The organism is Phenylobacterium sp. (assembly GCF_030651185.1).
GTDB lineage: Bacteria > Pseudomonadota > Alphaproteobacteria > Caulobacterales > Caulobacteraceae > Phenylobacterium.
In genome coordinates this window covers 545,766-560,000 of the sequence record NZ_JAUSCJ010000022.1, presented here as the reverse complement: position 1 = coordinate 560,000, position 14,235 = coordinate 545,766, and the positions used below count along the sequence as shown (strand labels likewise).

Sequence of the window (14,235 nt, the reverse complement as noted above, 5' to 3'; positions counted from 1 at the left end):
AGGGCCAAGCCCGGGCCGAGGCGGTGCGGCGCTACATGAGCCAGCAGGGCGTCGCCCTGAACCGCATGGCCACCATCTCCGACGGCGAAGCCACCCCAGTGGCCGACAACACCACCCCCGAAGGCCGGGCGCAGAACCGCCGCGTGGCCATCGTGGACCTCAGCTAGCGGGCGACGGCGCGGCGGCCAGGGTGCGGGCCGCCGTGTGGGGGGAGGTCGTCACTTCGTCCCATCGGATGCACAGTCGCTTGGTGGGAGCGAGTCGCGACGATGCGTGTCTATCACTTCGTCAATGCTGGATATGGGCTTCAAAACATACAGCGACGCCGGCTCAAGATCGCGACCATTGAGGATCTCAACGATCCCTTCGAACTTAGGGCGATGGTCCTTAGTACCGCTCACAAGCGTTGGGCAATTGGCGAATGGAGGAGGGACATCGCGAGCAAGGTCGGACTGCTTTGCTTTAGCACCAGCTGGCGAAATCCAGTCCAGTGGAGCCACTACGCCCACCATCACACAGGGTTGTGCTTAGGGTTCGACATACCCGAAAAATTTCTGATGCCAGTTACCTACCAGGCGAAGTTGCATCCAGACCTCATCACCCCAGCACTCAATCGCGCTGAGATGGGAGAGGGCGCGGTCCTCAAGCTGCTATCCACGAAGTATTCGCACTGGCGTTACGAGCGCGAGATCAGGATGTTCATGGACCTTGAGGTCGCACAGACCGAAGGGGCGCTTTATTTTCATCCATTCGACGACGAGATGAGGCTGACCGAAGTAATTATTGGCGCTCAATGCACCATCAAGAGAGCCGCCTTGGCTGATGCCCTTGGAGACCTCGCTGGTGAGGTGGCGACGGAAAAGGCAAGACTGGCCTTTAGGTCGTTCAATGTCATCCGGCAGAGAAAGGCAGATCTCTGGGATTAGCCGAGCCGTATGCCACACACTCTCGCGGGCCGTGTTCTCGTTGCTCGCTTCTCCACCTACAGCCCCTTCTCCAGAAACACGTTCGTCTCGTGCTCCCGGTGCTGCGCGAAGGCCGCGCGCTGGGTGTAGCCGGTGCGGGCGTAAAGCTTGAGCGCCGCGGGCTGCCGCGGGCCGCAGCGGAGCAGGAGCGTCGTGGCGCCTCTTGCGCGCGCCTCCGTCTCCAGGGCCGCCAGTATCTGGCCGGCGAGGCCCAGGCCGCGGTGGGCGGGGCGGACGTACATGCGGACAATCTCCAGGGTCTGCGGATCCTCCATGGGGGCCAGGCCGCCGCAGGCCGCGGGGACGCCGTCGATGCGGGCGACAAGGAAGGCGCCGAAGGCCGCCAGGCTGTCTGTGGTCCAGGGGGCCGGCGGGTCGTCCTCGTCCTCGGGATAGAGGTCTTCCAGATAGGCCGCGAGTTCAGCGAGCATCTCCGCGACGTCCGGGGCGCGGGGATCTTCGGAGGCGAGGGTGGGCGTCATGAGGCGAAGGTGCATGGCGCCGGGGGCGGTGTCACGCGACGGTGGCGCTTGATCACCGGGGGCGCCGCGATATGGTCTGGCCATGACCCCGATCCTCATCATCGACCTTCAGACCGGCATGTTCGACGGGGTGAACGAGCCGCCGCTGCATGACGCCGACACCCTGGTGGCGCGGACGCGGGCGGTGATGGCCTGGGCGCGGGCGGCAGGCCATCCGGTGGCCTTCGTGCGGCACGACGGCAAGCCGGGTGACGGTCTGGCGCCCGGCAAGCCCGGCTGGCCGGTGTGGCCGGCCCTGGGCCAGGCCGAGGACGAACCCACCTTCAGCAAGAGCGTCGGCGACGCCTTCAGCAATCCCCAGCTGGGCGCCTGGATCGACGCCCAGGGCGCGGGCGAAGTGGTGCTGCTGGGCGCCCAGACCGACCAGTGCGTGGCCGCCACCGTGAAGGGCGCGCTGGCGGCGGGGCTGAAGGTCACCGTGGTGGCTGACGCGCACGGCACCTGGGACTGGGCCGGCGAGACCGCGCCGCAGATCATCGCCCGGCACAACGGCGCCTTCGCCGAGGCCGGCGCGCGGGTGGTTTCCACCGCCGAGCTGACGGGGGGCTGACCCTGCCGCAATCAGTGCTAGCCTGCCCCCAACAACAGAGATCAGGGAGGGCGGCATGGGCGCGCTGGTGAAGGTTTCCGACGACGGGCATGTGCGGACGATCGCGCTGAACCGGCCGGAGAAGAAGAACGCGCTGAGCCAGGAGCTGGCCTGGGGCGTGGTGGCCGCCGTCGACGAGGCGGCCAAGGACGACAATGTCTGGGTCGTGGCCATCACCGGGACCGGCGACGCCTTCTGCGCGGGGCTGGACCTGTCGGGCGCGCCGCCCTATTCCCCGCATCCGGCGATGACCGCCCAGTTGGACGACATCAGCTGGGTCGGCCAGTTCCTTCTGTCGATCCGCAAGCGCTGCGACAAGCCGGTGGTGGGCGGGATCAACGGGGTGGCGGTGGGCGCGGGCCTGGGCCTGGCCATGGCCACCGACGTCCGGCTGATCAGCTCCAACGCCCGGCTGATGGCCGGCTACACGCGGATCGGCGGCTCGCCGGACGCGGGCCTGACCATCACCCTGCCGCAGGTGATGGGCTATGAGAAGGCCATGCGCTTCATGATGGAGAACCGCACCGTCACCGGGGCCGAGGCCCTGGACTGGGGGATGGCCGGCGAGGTGGTGGATCCCGCCGGCTTCGACGCCCGGCTGGCGGAGTACTGCGCCTCGCTGTGCGAGTGGTCTCCCATCACCCTGCGGCTCTTGAAGCGCGGCATGGTGAAGTCCTCCGAGAGCCACGACATGGAGCAGCAGCTTCGCTACGAGGTCTCCAACATCGGCCGGGCCTTTTCCAGCCAGGACGGCAAGGAGGCCCGCGCGGCCTTCCTGGAAAAGCGCAAGCCGGTGTTCACCGGGCGCTAGACGCGGCGCGGTCAGCCGCGCGCCGTCACCTCCTGCAGGGCGCGGGCGAGGTCCTCCTGCAGGAAGGGCTTGGCCAGCCTCGGCAGGTTGGGATCGGAGCCCACCGGCAGTTCGGCATAGCCGGTGGCCAGGATCACCGCGACGCCCGGATGGCTGGCGCGGATCTCGTCGGCCAGTTGCAGGCCGGTGACCTGGGGCATGGCGTAGTCGGTGATCACCAGGTCAATCGCCTCACGCTTGAGGGCGGCGAGGGCGTCACGGGCCGAGATCGCCGGGAAAACCACATGGCCGAGGTCCTCCAGCATGGCGACGGTGTTCAGCAGCACCAGGCTATCGTCATCCACGGCCAGGACGGTCAGGGGTCCGATCGGGTGGATCTCCTGGGCCGCGCCGGTTCCGACGAAGACCTGGCGCTCTTCGCCGTCCGCCACCTGGGGCAGCCAGAGTTCGACGGTGGTCCCCTCCCCCACCTGGCTGCGCAGCACCATCCGGCCTCCGGACTGTTCGGCCAGGCCGTGGATCATGGAGAGGCCAAGCCCCGTCCCCTTGCCGATCCCCTTGGTGGTGAAGAACGGCTCGGCGGCGCGGGCCAGGATCTCGGGATCCATGCCGTGGCCCGTGTCGGAGACGGTGAGGCGCACATAGTCCCCGGCCGGAAGCCCGACGTCGGAATTGGCCGCCAGGGTCTGGGGCAGCCCCTCGATGCGGATGGCTCCGCCATCCGGCATGGCGTCGCGGGCGTTGACCGCCAGGTTCAGCAGGGCGTTCTCAAGCTGGTTGGGGTCGGTGAGCACCAGGGCCAGACCGCGGGGGAAACGGGTTTCGATCCGCATGGCCGGACCCAGGGACCGCTGCAGCAGACCGGTCATGCCGCGCACCAGGGCCGCCAGATCGACCGGATCGAGCTTCAGCGCCTGCTTGCGGGCGAAGGCCAGCATGCGCTGGGTCAGGGCCGCGCCGCGCTGGGCGCCCTGCATGGCGTTGTCGATCAGCGGGGTGATGCGGGGATCGTGCGGCAGGCGCTTGCGGACCAGTTCCAGACTGCCCAGCACCGCCATCAGCAGGTTGTTGAAGTCGTGGGCGACGCCGCCGGTCAGCTGGCCGATGGCCTCCAGCTTCTGGGACTGCAGCAGGGCCTCGCGGGCGGTCTCCAGCGCCTCCTGCGACGCCCGGCGCTCGGTGATGTCGCGGGTGATCTTGGCGAAACCGATCACCTGGCCCGCGTCGTCGCGGATCGGGTCGATGATCACGTGGGCCCACATCCGGGTCCCGTCCTTGCGGACCCGCCAGCCCTCCTGCTCGTAGCGCCCCTCTCCGACGGCCCTGGCCAGGGCGCGGTCGGGCAGGCCGGCGGCGCGGTCCTCCTCGGTATAGAAGCGAGAGAAGTGCTGGCCGATGATCTCGGCGGCGACATAGCCCTTGAAGCGCTGCGCGCCGGGATTCCAGCTGGTCACCCGACCCTGGGCGTCCAGCATGTAGATGGCGTAGTCGGTGATGGCGTCGATCAGCAGCCTGTAGCGGCTCTCGTCCGTGACCGCCGCCGGTCCCTTGTCCATCTAAACGCCCCCTCAACCGCTCAGAAACGGACGAGGGCGGACAAGGTTCCGTCCGCCATGACCTGACCTAGGCGGCGGGCGGCGGGGCGCCGGGGCGCACGCCGAGCTCGGCCAGCCGGGCCAGATAGGCCTCGGTGCGGGCGGTCAGTTCGCCGATGCCGGCCAGGACCTGCGGCCGGGCGCTGACCTTCTCCGGCACGATCACGCCGGCGCCCGACTTCTCCAGCAGGCCGCGCTCCATCAGGCGGCGGACGTGGCGCCGCGTGGTCTCGTAGGGCAGGTTCAGGGTCTTGGCGACCGCATAGACCGAGACCGGCTCCCGCTCGCTGTCCCTCGGGCCGACCGGGATGTCGGGATAGCCGCTGGGATCGTAGGCGTGCTGCTCGATATTGACGAAGGACACCGCCCGCATGACCAGGGCGGCCAGGGCGTCAACCTCAAGGGTACGTCCGATCAGAGCGATAACGTCCAGGAAGTAGTTGACCCCCAGGCGCACCACCTGGCGGCTGACATCCCCCGGGGGCGGCACGGACGGCACGGCCGCGTAGCCGCCAGCGGTGTTCACCAGGTCCTGGGTCAGGCTCCAATGGGCCTGCACAGCCTCCAGCATGCCGGGGTGAAGGAAGGCGGTGTTGGGGATGATCAGCCCGCCGGGGACGCTTTCGCACAGGCCGTCCTTGCGCAGCTTGGCTGCGTGCCGGCGGACCGTCTCGTAGGGAATCCCCAGTTCCTTGGCGATCGCGTAGACGGTGACCGGCGTACGCTCACTGTCGGGCGGCACGGCGTCCATGGCGGCGTAGCGCATGGCCCGGACCGGATCCATGGTGAAGTTGCGCATGTTGGCCCGGGCGATGGACAGGAAGGTGAGCGTGGTGACCAGGTCGCGGTCGACGGCGTGGTCCAGCAGCCGCACGATGTTGAGGAAATACTCCGCGCTCTGCCGGGCGGTCAGTCGACGGCTGTCGAGCGCCGAGGAAGCCGAATCTTGAGGCGGGTGAATCATCGGGTGAACTTAGGCTGCGTCGGGGACCGGGTACACAATGTGGGTATCAGGGGTTGTGGTGTGGGAGGTTGGTGGCTTGCCAGGGGCGGGCGGCGCTCACTACGACCCTGGCGACCCCGCAGAGGATACCCCCCATGCCCCAATGGCTCACGGACGGCGCGCCCCATGTCTGGCGGCCCTATTGCCAGATGAAGACCGCCCCGGCGCCGCTGGCGGTGGCGCGGACGCACGGCGCGCGGATCATCCTGGAGGACGGACGCGAGCTGGTGGATGGCATCGCCAGCTGGTGGACGGCCTGCCACGGCTACAACCATCCCCACATCCGGGCGGCGGTCACACAGCAACTGGAACGGGCGCCGCACTTGATGTTCGGCGGCCTGGCCCACGAACCGGCCTATCGGCTGGCGGCGCGGCTGGCCGCCTTGCTGCCCGGAGACCTGGATCACGTGTTCTTCGCCGAGAGCGGGTCGGTGGCCGTCGAGATCTCCATGAAGATGGCCCTGCAGTTCTGGATCAACCGGGGCGTGGCGGGTCGGACGAAGTTCGTCAGCTTCCTGGGCGGCTATCATGGCGACACCCTGGCCACGATGACCATCTGCGATCCCGAGGAAGGCATGCATGGCCTGTTCGCGGGCGTCATGCCGGCCCAGCACGTGGTCGCCCTGCCCCGCGACGCCGAGAGCGAGGCGGCGTTGGATCGGCTGCTCACCGAGAAGGGGCCGGAGATCGCCGCCCTGATCGTCGAGCCGCGGGTGCAGGGCGCCGGCGGCATGTTGCTGCACGACGACAGGGTGCTGGCGACCCTGCGCCGGCTGGCCGACAAGCACGGCCTGCTGCTGATCTTCGACGAGATCTTCACCGGCTTCGGGCGGACCGGCGACCTGTTCGCCTGTTCGGGCTCGGGCGTGATCCCCGACATCGTAACCCTGTCCAAGGCCCTGACCGGCGGCACCCTGCCGCTGTCGGCGGCCATCGCCAGCCGCAAGGTGTTTCAGGCCTTCTGGTCCGACGATCCCGGCGCGGCCCTGATGCACGGGCCCACCTACATGGCCAACCCGCTGGCCTGCGCGGCGGCCAATGCGTCGCTGGACCTGTTTGAGAGCGGCAGCTGGAAAACGGACGTGGCGCGGATCAACGCGGCGCTCGTGGAGGGGCTGGAGCCTTGCCGAAAGGCTCCCGGCGTCGTGGATGTCCGCACCCTGGGCGCCATCGGGGTCGTGGAGTTCGAGACGGCCGTGGAGTCCGGTGACCTCTGCGTGAAGTTCGCCGAGCGCGGCTGCTGGATCCGCCCCATGGGCAAGGTCGTCTACCTGACCCCGCCCTTCGTGACCTCGGACGCGGAACTGGCCCGGCTGACCGGGGCGATCTGTGAGGTGGTCCGAGCCTCCTGACGTCATCCCGGGCGACCGCAGGGAGACCCGGGACCCAGGGGACTGGATGTGGCCCCTCGGTCCCGGCTCTCCGCTTCGCTGCGGCCGGGATGACGTGGTGAGATCAGGCCAGCGCCGCCTTCAGCGCGTCGGCCACGTCGTGGGCGGCGGCGTCGATTGCCGGGGAGACGTCGCCCATGATCAGGAAGTCGTGGACCATGTCCGGGTATTCCTTGTGGACCGCCTTCACGCCGGCGGCGTTGAGCTTGGCGGCGAAGTCGCGGCCCTCGTCCTTCAGCGGGTCATAGCCAGCGGTGATCACCAGGGCCGGCGCGACGCCGGCCACGTCGGCCGCTCCCAGCATGGCGCGGTGGGCCTGGGGGTGGCCGAGGACGGCCAGGCACTTGTCGAACCAGGCCAGCGCCGCCTTGGTCAGGACCGGACCGTCGAGGTCCTTGCGCGACTGGGTCTCCTGCTCGGGCCAGATGCCCGGATAGAGCAGCAGCTGGAAGGCGATCTTGCGCGTGGGGTCATTCTTCATGTCGACGCTGATGGAGGCGGCCAGGTTGCCGCCCGCCGAGCAGCCGCCGACGGCGATGCGGGTGGGATCGACGCCGATCTCCGACGCATGGTCGAAGGCCCACTTGGTGGCCGCCAGGCAGTCGTCGTGGCCCGCCGGGAAGGGATGCTCCGGCGCCAGGCGGTAGTCGATGGCCAGGACGCGGAGGCCGGCATAGGCGGCCATGCGACGGCAGTGGCCGTCATGGGTCTCCAGGTCGCCGATGGCGAAGCCGCCACCGTGATAATAGACCAGCAGCGGGGTGACGGCGGGCGCACCGGCCGGGACGTACAGACGGGCCGGAATCTGTCCCTCCGCGCCGTCCACCTTGATGTCGCTGGCGGCGACGTCCTTGGGGGCGTTCAGGTTCTGGGCCTGGCGCTGCATGCGGTAACCGGCGCGGATCATCTCCGGCGGGATGGCGTCCAGCGGCGGGGCGGTCTGGCCGGCGGCGGCCGCGTCGGCGGCGTCGAGCATGGCTTTGATGTGCGGATCCATGGGTCTCTCCTTGAGCTCTAGCCGACCTGGCGGTCGCGACCTTCCCAGTAGGGTGCGCGCAGTTCGCGGCGCAGCACCTTGCCGGAGGGGTTTCGGGGCAGAGCCTCGACGAAGTCGACGCTCTTTGGAACCTTGTAGCCGGCGATCAGCGGCCGGCAGTGGGCGATGATCGAGGCCGGATCGGCGGCGGCGCCGAACTTGAGCACCACCATGGCCTTCACCGCCTCGCCCCAGCGGTCATCGGGCACGCCGACGACGGCGGCGTCGGCCACGTCGGGGTGGGCGAAGAGGGCGTTCTCCACCTCGGCCGGATAGACGTTTTCGCCGCCGGTGACGATCATGTCCTTCACCCGGTCATGGATGAACAGATAGCCGTCGGCGTCAAAGAACCCGGCGTCGCCCGAGCGGAACCAGCCTTCGACGTCGATAGCCTGGGCGGTCGCGTCGGGGCGGTTCCAGTAACCCTTCATAATGCCCGGCGAGCGGATCTCGATCTCGCCGACTTCACCCGTCTCGGCGTCGCGGCCATTGAGGCGGATGCGGACCTCATAGCCCGGCGAAGGCGTGCCGCAGGCGCGCAGCTTTCCGAGTCTGGGATCGTGGTCGGCGGGGGGCAGATAGGCGCCGCCGCCGATGGTCTCGGTCAGGCCGTAGAGCTGGGAGAACTCCGAGCCGAAGCGGTCCTGGGCGCGCTTGAGCACCTCCTCCGAGATCGGCGAGGCGCCGTAATAGACGTGATCCAGCGTGGTGAGGTCGGCGTCCGCCATGGCCGGATGCTGCAGCAGCATGTTGATCAGGGCCGGGGCCAGGAAGGCGTGGCGGACCCTGTGCTGGCCGGTCAGGGCCAACAGCAGGGCCGGATCGACCTCGCGCATGATCACGGTGCGCGCGCCCTGCAACAGGGACAGCATACCGAGATTGGCGCCGGCCACATGGAACAGGGGCATGGCCACCAGCACCCCGTCACCGGGTTCGAACTTCGCCCAGACCTTGGTCGCGCCGTCGAAGCAGTGGGCGTAGTTGGTCTCGGTGAGCTGGACGCCCTTGGGCAGGCCAGTGGTGCCCGAGGTGTAGAGTTGGATGACGTCGTCGTCGGGCAGCGGGGACAGGTGCGGATCGGTGGCGGGTTGGGCGGCCAGCCAGGCGCGGAAGGCCTCGCCGAATACGACGGTGGTCTTCAGATCCAGCAGGTCGAGACCGGCCAGCAGGTCGGCATAGTCCGGGCCCACCACCACGAGGCGGCAGCCGGCGTCCTTGAGGATGAATTCCACCTCCGGCGGGGCCAAGCGCCAGTTCACCGGGGTCAGGCAGACCCGGGCCTTCAGGCAGCCGAACCAGAGGACGAAGAAATCGTCATTGCCCTTGGACAGGGTCCCGATGCGGTCGCCGGGCTGGACGCCGGCGGCGATCAGGGCCTGGGCGCAACGGGACGAGAGGGCGTCGAGCTCGCCATAGGTGGTGGCGCGGTCCTCGAACCACAGGGCCTGGGCGTCGGGGCGCACGCGCCCATGATGACGCGCGACGTCGGCCACGCACGAGATGTCCTGGGACATCGATCCTCCCGGCACGCCTGCCCCTCGAGACGGAGGCCCGGCGCATCTGAATTCGCATCAGATGGCCGGGATGGCAACGGCGACGTGACGTCAGGCGGGGGACGCCGCCGGAAGCTCGTAAGGGGTGGCCTTGTTCTCCGCGATCCAGCGGGCCTCGGCCTGCGAATTGGCCGGCGGCGGGCGCAGGCCCTGGATCGACCAGAGGTCGAAGGGGGTCTCGTCGATGTGGAATTCCCAGTCGAAGCCGCGGTCGCCGATATAGGGCGCGATCGCCTCGTCACAGGCCTTGATCCACCAGGCCTTGGCCTCGGGCGAGGGCAAGGTGCGGGCGATGTGATCGACCCAGATGCGCACGAACTTTTCCGTTGGTTCTCCGCCGACGAAGAAGCAGTCCTTGGCCACTTCCTGGAAGACCACGCCGACATAGAATTTGGGCAGGCGGCTGTAGAGGGCCGTGATGGCCTGCGAGAGGGCCTGTTTGTCCTGCGCGGAGAAGGCGTTCTCGGGGTGGTAGATTTTCCAGAGCGGCATGGGATCCTTCCTTTCAATAATGATGTTCATCATCATAGTAGCGGCGCGCCGGATTGATCAAGCCCTGCCGGCGCTCTATTGATGATGTCCGTAAGCAAAAGGGGGCGACGCCATGCGCATCAGCCGCGACCAGGCCCAGCAGAACCACGACAAGGTGGTGACCACGGCGGCGAGGCTGTTCCGCGAGCGCGGCTTCGAGGGGGTGGCCGTGGGCGACCTGATGAAGACCGCCGGCTTCACCCACGGCGGCTTCTACAATCACTTCAACTCCAAGGATGACCTCTCGGCCCAGGCGCTGGACCAGGCCTTCCGCCAGATGGACGACCACCGGGCCAGCGTGGAGAGCCTGGACGACCTGCTCAGCCAGTATCTGTCGGAGGCCGCCCGCCGGGCGCCGGGCAGGGCCTGTCCCGCAGCCGCCCTGGCCGGGGACGTGGCGCGCCAGGGCGAACCGGTGAAGCGGGTCTTCGCCGAGGGCTTTGACCGGATGGTGCAGTCGATGGCGCAGCGCCTGCCCAAGGGACCGGAGGCCCGCGCCGAGGCCATCGCCCTGCTGTCGCGCATGGTCGGCGCGCTCGCCCTGGCGAGAGCGATGCCGGAGGGATCGGATCTAGGTCGGGAGGTTCTGGCCGCCGCGCTGGAGGCTTGCCGCAAGGACGCCGCGCGCGCCTGATCGGCGGGGGCGAACCAAAAACCCCCGGGACGGCGAGCGCCCCGGGGGTCTGGAAGGTCAGATTATTCCGCGGCGGGCTTCGGCGCGTAGCCGAGGATCGCCTTGGTTTCCAGGAACTCGTGGAAGCCGAAATCGCCCCACTCACGCCCGTTGCCGCTCATCTTGTAGCCGCCGAAGGGGGCCATCATGTCGCCGCCGCCGCCGTTGATCGACACCTGGCCGGCGCGAAGCTTGGAGGCCACCTTGCGGGCCGCGTTCAGGTCTTCGGCCTGCACATAGGCGGCCAGGCCGTACTCGGTGTCGTTGCCGACCTCGATGGCCTGATCCAGCGTGTCGTAGCCGAGGATCGACAGCACGGGGCCGAAGATCTCTTCCTTGGCGATGGTCATGTCGCTGGTGACGTTGGCGAAGACGGTGGGCTTCACATAGTAGCCCTTGTCCAGGCCGTCCGGACGGCCGACGCCGCCGGCGACCAGGGTCGCGCCCTCGTCGATGCCGGCCTGGATCAGCTTCTGGATCTTGTTGAACTGGACTTCCGAGACCACGGGACCCAGCTGGCTGTTGCCGTTCGGGTCGCCGACGGTGACGGTGGAGACCGCCTCGCGGGCCACGGCGATGGCTTCGTCCATGCGGGTCTTGGGCACCAGCATGCGGGTGGGCGCATTACAGGACTGGCCCGAGTTGGTCATCATGGTGGCGACGCCACGGCCCACGCCCTTTGCGAAGGCCGAGTCGTCCAGAACGATGTTGGGGCTCTTGCCACCCAGTTCCTGGGCCACTCGCTTGACGGTCGGGGCGGCGTTCTTGGCCACCTCGATGCCGGCGCGGGTGGAGCCGGTGAAGGAGACCATGTCCACTTCAGGGTGGCTGCTGAGCGGGACGCCGACGCCGATGCCGTCGCCCTGGACCATGTTGAACACACCGGCGGGAACGCCCGCGGCATGCATGATCTCAGCGAAGATGTGACCCGAGAACGGGGCCACTTCCGAAGGCTTCAGCACCATGGTGCAGCCCGTCGCGATGGCCGGGGCCACCTTGCAGACGATCTGGTTCAGGGGCCAGTTCCAGGGGGTGATGAACCCGCAGACGCCGATCGGCTCTTTCACGATCAGGGTCGGACCGCGGTCTTCCTCGAACTTGAAGGTCTTCAGCACTTCCACGGCGGTGGCCAGGTGGCCCATGCCGATCGGAACCTGGGCGCGCTGGGCGAGGTTGGCGGGGGCGCCCATTTCCTCGGTCACGGCGGTGGCCAGGTCGCCGAAGCGCTTCTGGTACTCGGCCAGGATGCGACCCAGGACCTCCAGGCGCTCCTCGCGGGTGGTCTGGCTCCAGGCCGGGAAGGCGGCGCGGGCGGCCTTGACGGCCTTGTCCACGTCGGTGGCGTTGCCCAGCGAGATCTTGCCGCAGACTTCTTCGTTAGCCGGGTTGATGACGTCGAGGGTCTTGGCTTCGGTGGGTTCGACCCATTCGCCGTTGATGTAGAACTTCAGGTACTCGCGCATGGGCGTCCTCCCGGGATTTCGTTGATGGTTCGCCGGCAGGGCCGACTTCAAACAAGCATTTTAGTGATCGTTGATCACTGGGGAAGCCCCCAAAGCCGTATTCCTCAACGGCATGGCGACTTCCGTCACTGGTGGATGTGCGGCTGGCCGGCCACCGGGCTGCGTCCCTTGAGGACGTAACCCGCGCGGATGGAGCCGATATAGAGGTCCTTCAGGTCGGGGCCGCCCCAGGTGATGTTGGTGGGGTGGTTGACGATGTCGCCCGACAGATCGTGGATCACGGTGACGACTTCAAGGCTCGGCGTGATGGCGACGACCTTGTTGGCGGCGGGCAGACAGACCCAAAGGTTACCCTCGGCGTCCATCCCGACCCCGTCGGTATAGCCCAGGTCCTGCGCGGGCGGCGCCGGAACCTCCTGCTGCAGCTTGCCCAGGACCGGGCCGTAGCGGCGGCCGAGGCCCAGGGTGGCGCCGGGCAGAACCGGGAAGGCCATGACGTCGGCGGCGCTGGTCTGGGCGCAGTAGAGGGTCTGCTCGTCGGCCGACAGCGCCATGCCGTTGGGAAATTTCAGCCCCTCGGCGACGATGGAGGTCGCGCCGTTGGGGCGCAGCACGAAGATGAAACCGTCGGCGCGGCCGTCCAGGGCCTGGGGCCAGGTCTCGGCATGGGTGGAGTTGGCGCACCAGATATTCCCGGCGCGGTCCATCACCGGATAGTTGGCGCTGGTCAGCCGCCTGCCGTCGACCTGCGCCACCAGGGTCTCGTGCTTGCCGGTGGCGGGGTCGAAACGCTGGAGGGGGCCTTCCTCCTTGTCGTAGATGCCGAAGTTGGCGATCAGCACCCGGCCCTCGCGGTCCATGTTGATCCCGTTGGGCGCGCCGCCCTTCGGTCCCAGCCGCTTGAAGGAGCCGTCGGCGAAGATCTCCGCCACCGCACACTGGTGATCCGAGGCGAACACTCGGCCGTCCCTGGAGACCACGACATCCTCGGGCCGGTCGATGCCGATGGCGATCTTGGCCAGGCTGTCCGGCGCGATGGGGGTGAGTGGCATGGGGTTTCCTCGGGACGGCTCATATTTTGTTCGAACTAGGCCCTGCGGCGACGCGTTCTACAAGTCGGCTTGCCCCGCCCGTCGCCGCTCGCTAACACCGGCCCAGCAAATCGGAGCCCGACCATGGTCGCCATCTACACCATCCTCACCTTCCTCGCGGTGATCTTCGCCCTCAACCTCTTCGAGTTCGGCCGCTTCGACTGATCGACTTCGGATGACGGCGAGCACGCGGGGCGCGGCCCTGGTCACCGGGGGCGCGCGACGGATCGGCCGGGCGCTCGTACTGGCCTGCGCGCGGGCGGGCTATGACGTCGCCATCCACTGCCGGGCCGTCGACGACGACGCCCAGGCCGCCGCGGCCGATGTCCGCAGCCTTGGCCGCAAGGCCTACCTCCATCCCTGCGACCTGCGCCAGGAGGCGGCCGCCGCCCCCATGGTAGGCGACGTCGAGGCCGAGCTCGGCCCCGTCACCCTACTGGTGAACTGCGCCTCGACCTTCGAGGAGGACGCCTTTTCCAGCATGAACCGCGCCTCCTGGGACGCGCACATGGAGACCAATCTCCGGGCGCCCCTGGTCCTGGCCCAGGCCTTCGCCCGCCGGCTGCCGGCCGATCGCACCGGCCTGATCGTCAATGTGCTGGACCAGCGGGTGCTGGCGCCCGGCGCGGAGTTCTTCAGCTACACCCTGTCCAAGGCCGCCCTGTGGAGCGCCACCCAGATGCTGGCCCAGGCGCTGGCGCCGCGCATCCGGGTCAACGGCATCGGGCCGGGGCCCACGCTCGCCTCCATCCACCAGGACGACGACGCCTTCGCCGCCGAAGCCGCCTCGACGCCGCTCGGCCACCCGGTCGATCCGGCGGAGATCGGTCAGGCCCTGGCCTATCTGATTGACGCAAGGTCAGTGACGGGCCAGATGATCGCTGTCGATTCCGGTCAGCACCTGACCTGAAGGAGCCCACCTTGGCCCTCTCGCCGATCCAGGAGATTCCCGCCGAAACTCAAGCCACGCCAGCGGCCGCGGGCCGCATCGT

Annotated in this window: 15 protein-coding genes and 1 pseudogene; 8 read left to right on the top strand and 8 right to left on the bottom strand. The window is 68.4% G+C overall.

All coding sequences use genetic code 11. The features are described 5' to 3' along the window. Positions 1-2: 2 nt before the first annotated feature. Both Q7J39_RS11685 and Q7J39_RS11680 read left to right on the top strand, forming a co-directional pair. A pseudogene (locus tag Q7J39_RS11685) lies at positions 3-167 on the top strand (OmpA family protein); the annotation flags it as partial. A gap of 102 nt (positions 168-269) precedes the next feature. Beyond that, a complete protein-coding gene (locus Q7J39_RS11680; protein WP_304824705.1) occupies positions 270-926 on the top strand; it encodes a DUF2971 domain-containing protein in 657 nt (218 codons plus the stop codon). Between the two features lie 56 nt (positions 927-982). Here the strand turns inward: Q7J39_RS11680 and Q7J39_RS11675 are convergent, their stop codons facing one another. Then, positions 983-1,531, bottom strand: a complete 549-nt coding sequence (locus tag Q7J39_RS11675) for a GNAT family N-acetyltransferase (protein ID WP_304824702.1) — start codon at positions 1,529-1,531, stop codon at positions 983-985. Between Q7J39_RS11675 and Q7J39_RS11670 the strand changes: the two genes are divergently transcribed. Next, complete coding sequence (locus Q7J39_RS11670) at positions 1,530-2,057, top strand: isochorismatase family protein (protein WP_304824699.1); 528 nt, start codon at positions 1,530-1,532, stop codon at positions 2,055-2,057. The genes Q7J39_RS11675 and Q7J39_RS11670 overlap by 2 nt on opposite strands. Positions 2,058-2,112: 55 nt before the next feature. Next, positions 2,113-2,907, top strand: a complete 795-nt coding sequence (locus Q7J39_RS11665; protein WP_304824696.1) for an enoyl-CoA hydratase/isomerase family protein — start codon at positions 2,113-2,115, stop codon at positions 2,905-2,907. Between the two features lie 11 nt (positions 2,908-2,918). On the opposite strand, the gene Q7J39_RS11660 is transcribed toward Q7J39_RS11665, so the two are convergent. After that, on the bottom strand, positions 2,919-4,463 hold the full coding sequence (locus Q7J39_RS11660) for a PAS domain-containing sensor histidine kinase (RefSeq protein WP_304824693.1): 1,545 nt from the start codon (positions 4,461-4,463) through the stop codon (positions 2,919-2,921). Between the two features lie 67 nt (positions 4,464-4,530). After that, the gene (locus Q7J39_RS11655; protein WP_304824690.1) at positions 4,531-5,466 is read right to left on the bottom strand and encodes a hypothetical protein; all 936 of its coding nucleotides are present in this window, start codon (positions 5,464-5,466) and stop codon (positions 4,531-4,533) included. A 134-nt stretch (positions 5,467-5,600) separates the two neighbouring features. Here Q7J39_RS11655 and Q7J39_RS11650 point away from each other — a divergent pair, with 134 nt between their 5' ends. Beyond that, positions 5,601-6,857, top strand: a complete 1,257-nt coding sequence (locus Q7J39_RS11650) for an adenosylmethionine--8-amino-7-oxononanoate transaminase (RefSeq protein ID WP_304824687.1) — start codon at positions 5,601-5,603, stop codon at positions 6,855-6,857. 103 nt (positions 6,858-6,960) lie between these two features. Here Q7J39_RS11650 and Q7J39_RS11645 read toward each other — a convergent pair whose 3' ends face one another. The 3 genes from Q7J39_RS11645 to Q7J39_RS11635 form a co-directional block, all read right to left on the bottom strand. Then, positions 6,961-7,893 (bottom strand): alpha/beta hydrolase, encoded by a 933-nt coding sequence (locus tag Q7J39_RS11645; protein WP_304824684.1) that lies wholly within the window; start codon positions 7,891-7,893, stop codon positions 6,961-6,963. Positions 7,894-7,910: 17 nt separating this feature from the next. Next, the gene (locus Q7J39_RS11640; protein WP_304824681.1) at positions 7,911-9,446 is read right to left on the bottom strand and encodes a long-chain-fatty-acid--CoA ligase; all 1,536 of its coding nucleotides are present in this window, start codon (positions 9,444-9,446) and stop codon (positions 7,911-7,913) included. Between the two features lie 90 nt (positions 9,447-9,536). Continuing rightward, positions 9,537-9,977, bottom strand: a complete 441-nt coding sequence (locus Q7J39_RS11635) for a tautomerase family protein (RefSeq protein ID WP_304824678.1) — start codon at positions 9,975-9,977, stop codon at positions 9,537-9,539. A 112-nt stretch (positions 9,978-10,089) separates the two neighbouring features. On the opposite strand from Q7J39_RS11635, the gene Q7J39_RS11630 reads away from it, so the two are divergent. Then, positions 10,090-10,650, top strand: coding sequence for a TetR/AcrR family transcriptional regulator (locus Q7J39_RS11630; RefSeq protein ID WP_304824675.1), 561 nt, complete (start codon positions 10,090-10,092; stop codon positions 10,648-10,650). 62 nt (positions 10,651-10,712) lie between these two features. Here Q7J39_RS11630 and Q7J39_RS11625 read toward each other — a convergent pair whose 3' ends face one another. Further along, on the bottom strand, positions 10,713-12,152 hold the full coding sequence (locus tag Q7J39_RS11625; RefSeq protein ID WP_304824672.1) for an aldehyde dehydrogenase family protein: 1,440 nt from the start codon (positions 12,150-12,152) through the stop codon (positions 10,713-10,715). A 125-nt stretch (positions 12,153-12,277) separates the two neighbouring features. Continuing rightward, positions 12,278-13,204, bottom strand: coding sequence for an SMP-30/gluconolactonase/LRE family protein (locus Q7J39_RS11620; RefSeq protein ID WP_304824669.1), 927 nt, complete (start codon positions 13,202-13,204; stop codon positions 12,278-12,280). Between the two features lie 69 nt (positions 13,205-13,273). Here Q7J39_RS11620 and Q7J39_RS11615 point away from each other — a divergent pair, with 69 nt between their 5' ends. Continuing rightward, entirely contained in the window at positions 13,274-13,408 is a 135-nt protein-coding gene (locus Q7J39_RS11615; RefSeq protein WP_304824666.1) for a hypothetical protein, read from the top strand. A gap of 10 nt (positions 13,409-13,418) precedes the next feature. Next, positions 13,419-14,153 (top strand): SDR family oxidoreductase, encoded by a 735-nt coding sequence (locus tag Q7J39_RS11610; protein WP_304824663.1) that lies wholly within the window; start codon positions 13,419-13,421, stop codon positions 14,151-14,153. The last annotated feature ends 82 nt before the right edge of the window (positions 14,154-14,235 follow it).

Excerpts from the sequence above, each read along its gene's own strand:
- Q7J39_RS11650 (WP_304824687.1), top strand. The coding sequence starts at position 5,601 with ATGCCCCAATGGCTCACGGACGGCGCGCCCCATGTCTGGCGGCCCTAT.
- Q7J39_RS11620 (WP_304824669.1), bottom strand. The coding sequence starts at position 13,204 with ATGCCACTCACCCCCATCGCGCCGGACAGCCTGGCCAAGATCGCCATC.
- Q7J39_RS11635 (WP_304824678.1), bottom strand. The coding sequence starts at position 9,977 with ATGCCGCTCTGGAAAATCTACCACCCCGAGAACGCCTTCTCCGCGCAG.
- Q7J39_RS11680 (WP_304824705.1), top strand. The coding sequence starts at position 270 with ATGCGTGTCTATCACTTCGTCAATGCTGGATATGGGCTTCAAAACATA.
- Q7J39_RS11655 (WP_304824690.1), bottom strand. The coding sequence starts at position 5,466 with ATGATTCACCCGCCTCAAGATTCGGCTTCCTCGGCGCTCGACAGCCGT.
- Q7J39_RS11625 (WP_304824672.1), bottom strand. The coding sequence starts at position 12,152 with ATGCGCGAGTACCTGAAGTTCTACATCAACGGCGAATGGGTCGAACCC.
- Q7J39_RS11660 (WP_304824693.1), bottom strand. The coding sequence starts at position 4,463 with ATGGACAAGGGACCGGCGGCGGTCACGGACGAGAGCCGCTACAGGCTG.
- Q7J39_RS11640 (WP_304824681.1), bottom strand. The coding sequence starts at position 9,446 with ATGTCCCAGGACATCTCGTGCGTGGCCGACGTCGCGCGTCATCATGGG.
- Q7J39_RS11670 (WP_304824699.1), top strand. The coding sequence starts at position 1,530 with ATGACCCCGATCCTCATCATCGACCTTCAGACCGGCATGTTCGACGGG.
- Q7J39_RS11630 (WP_304824675.1), top strand. The coding sequence starts at position 10,090 with ATGCGCATCAGCCGCGACCAGGCCCAGCAGAACCACGACAAGGTGGTG.
- Q7J39_RS11675 (WP_304824702.1), bottom strand. The coding sequence starts at position 1,531 with ATGGCCAGACCATATCGCGGCGCCCCCGGTGATCAAGCGCCACCGTCG.
- Q7J39_RS11645 (WP_304824684.1), bottom strand. The coding sequence starts at position 7,893 with ATGGATCCGCACATCAAAGCCATGCTCGACGCCGCCGACGCGGCCGCC.
- Q7J39_RS11610 (WP_304824663.1), top strand. The coding sequence starts at position 13,419 with ATGACGGCGAGCACGCGGGGCGCGGCCCTGGTCACCGGGGGCGCGCGA.
- Q7J39_RS11665 (WP_304824696.1), top strand. The coding sequence starts at position 2,113 with ATGGGCGCGCTGGTGAAGGTTTCCGACGACGGGCATGTGCGGACGATC.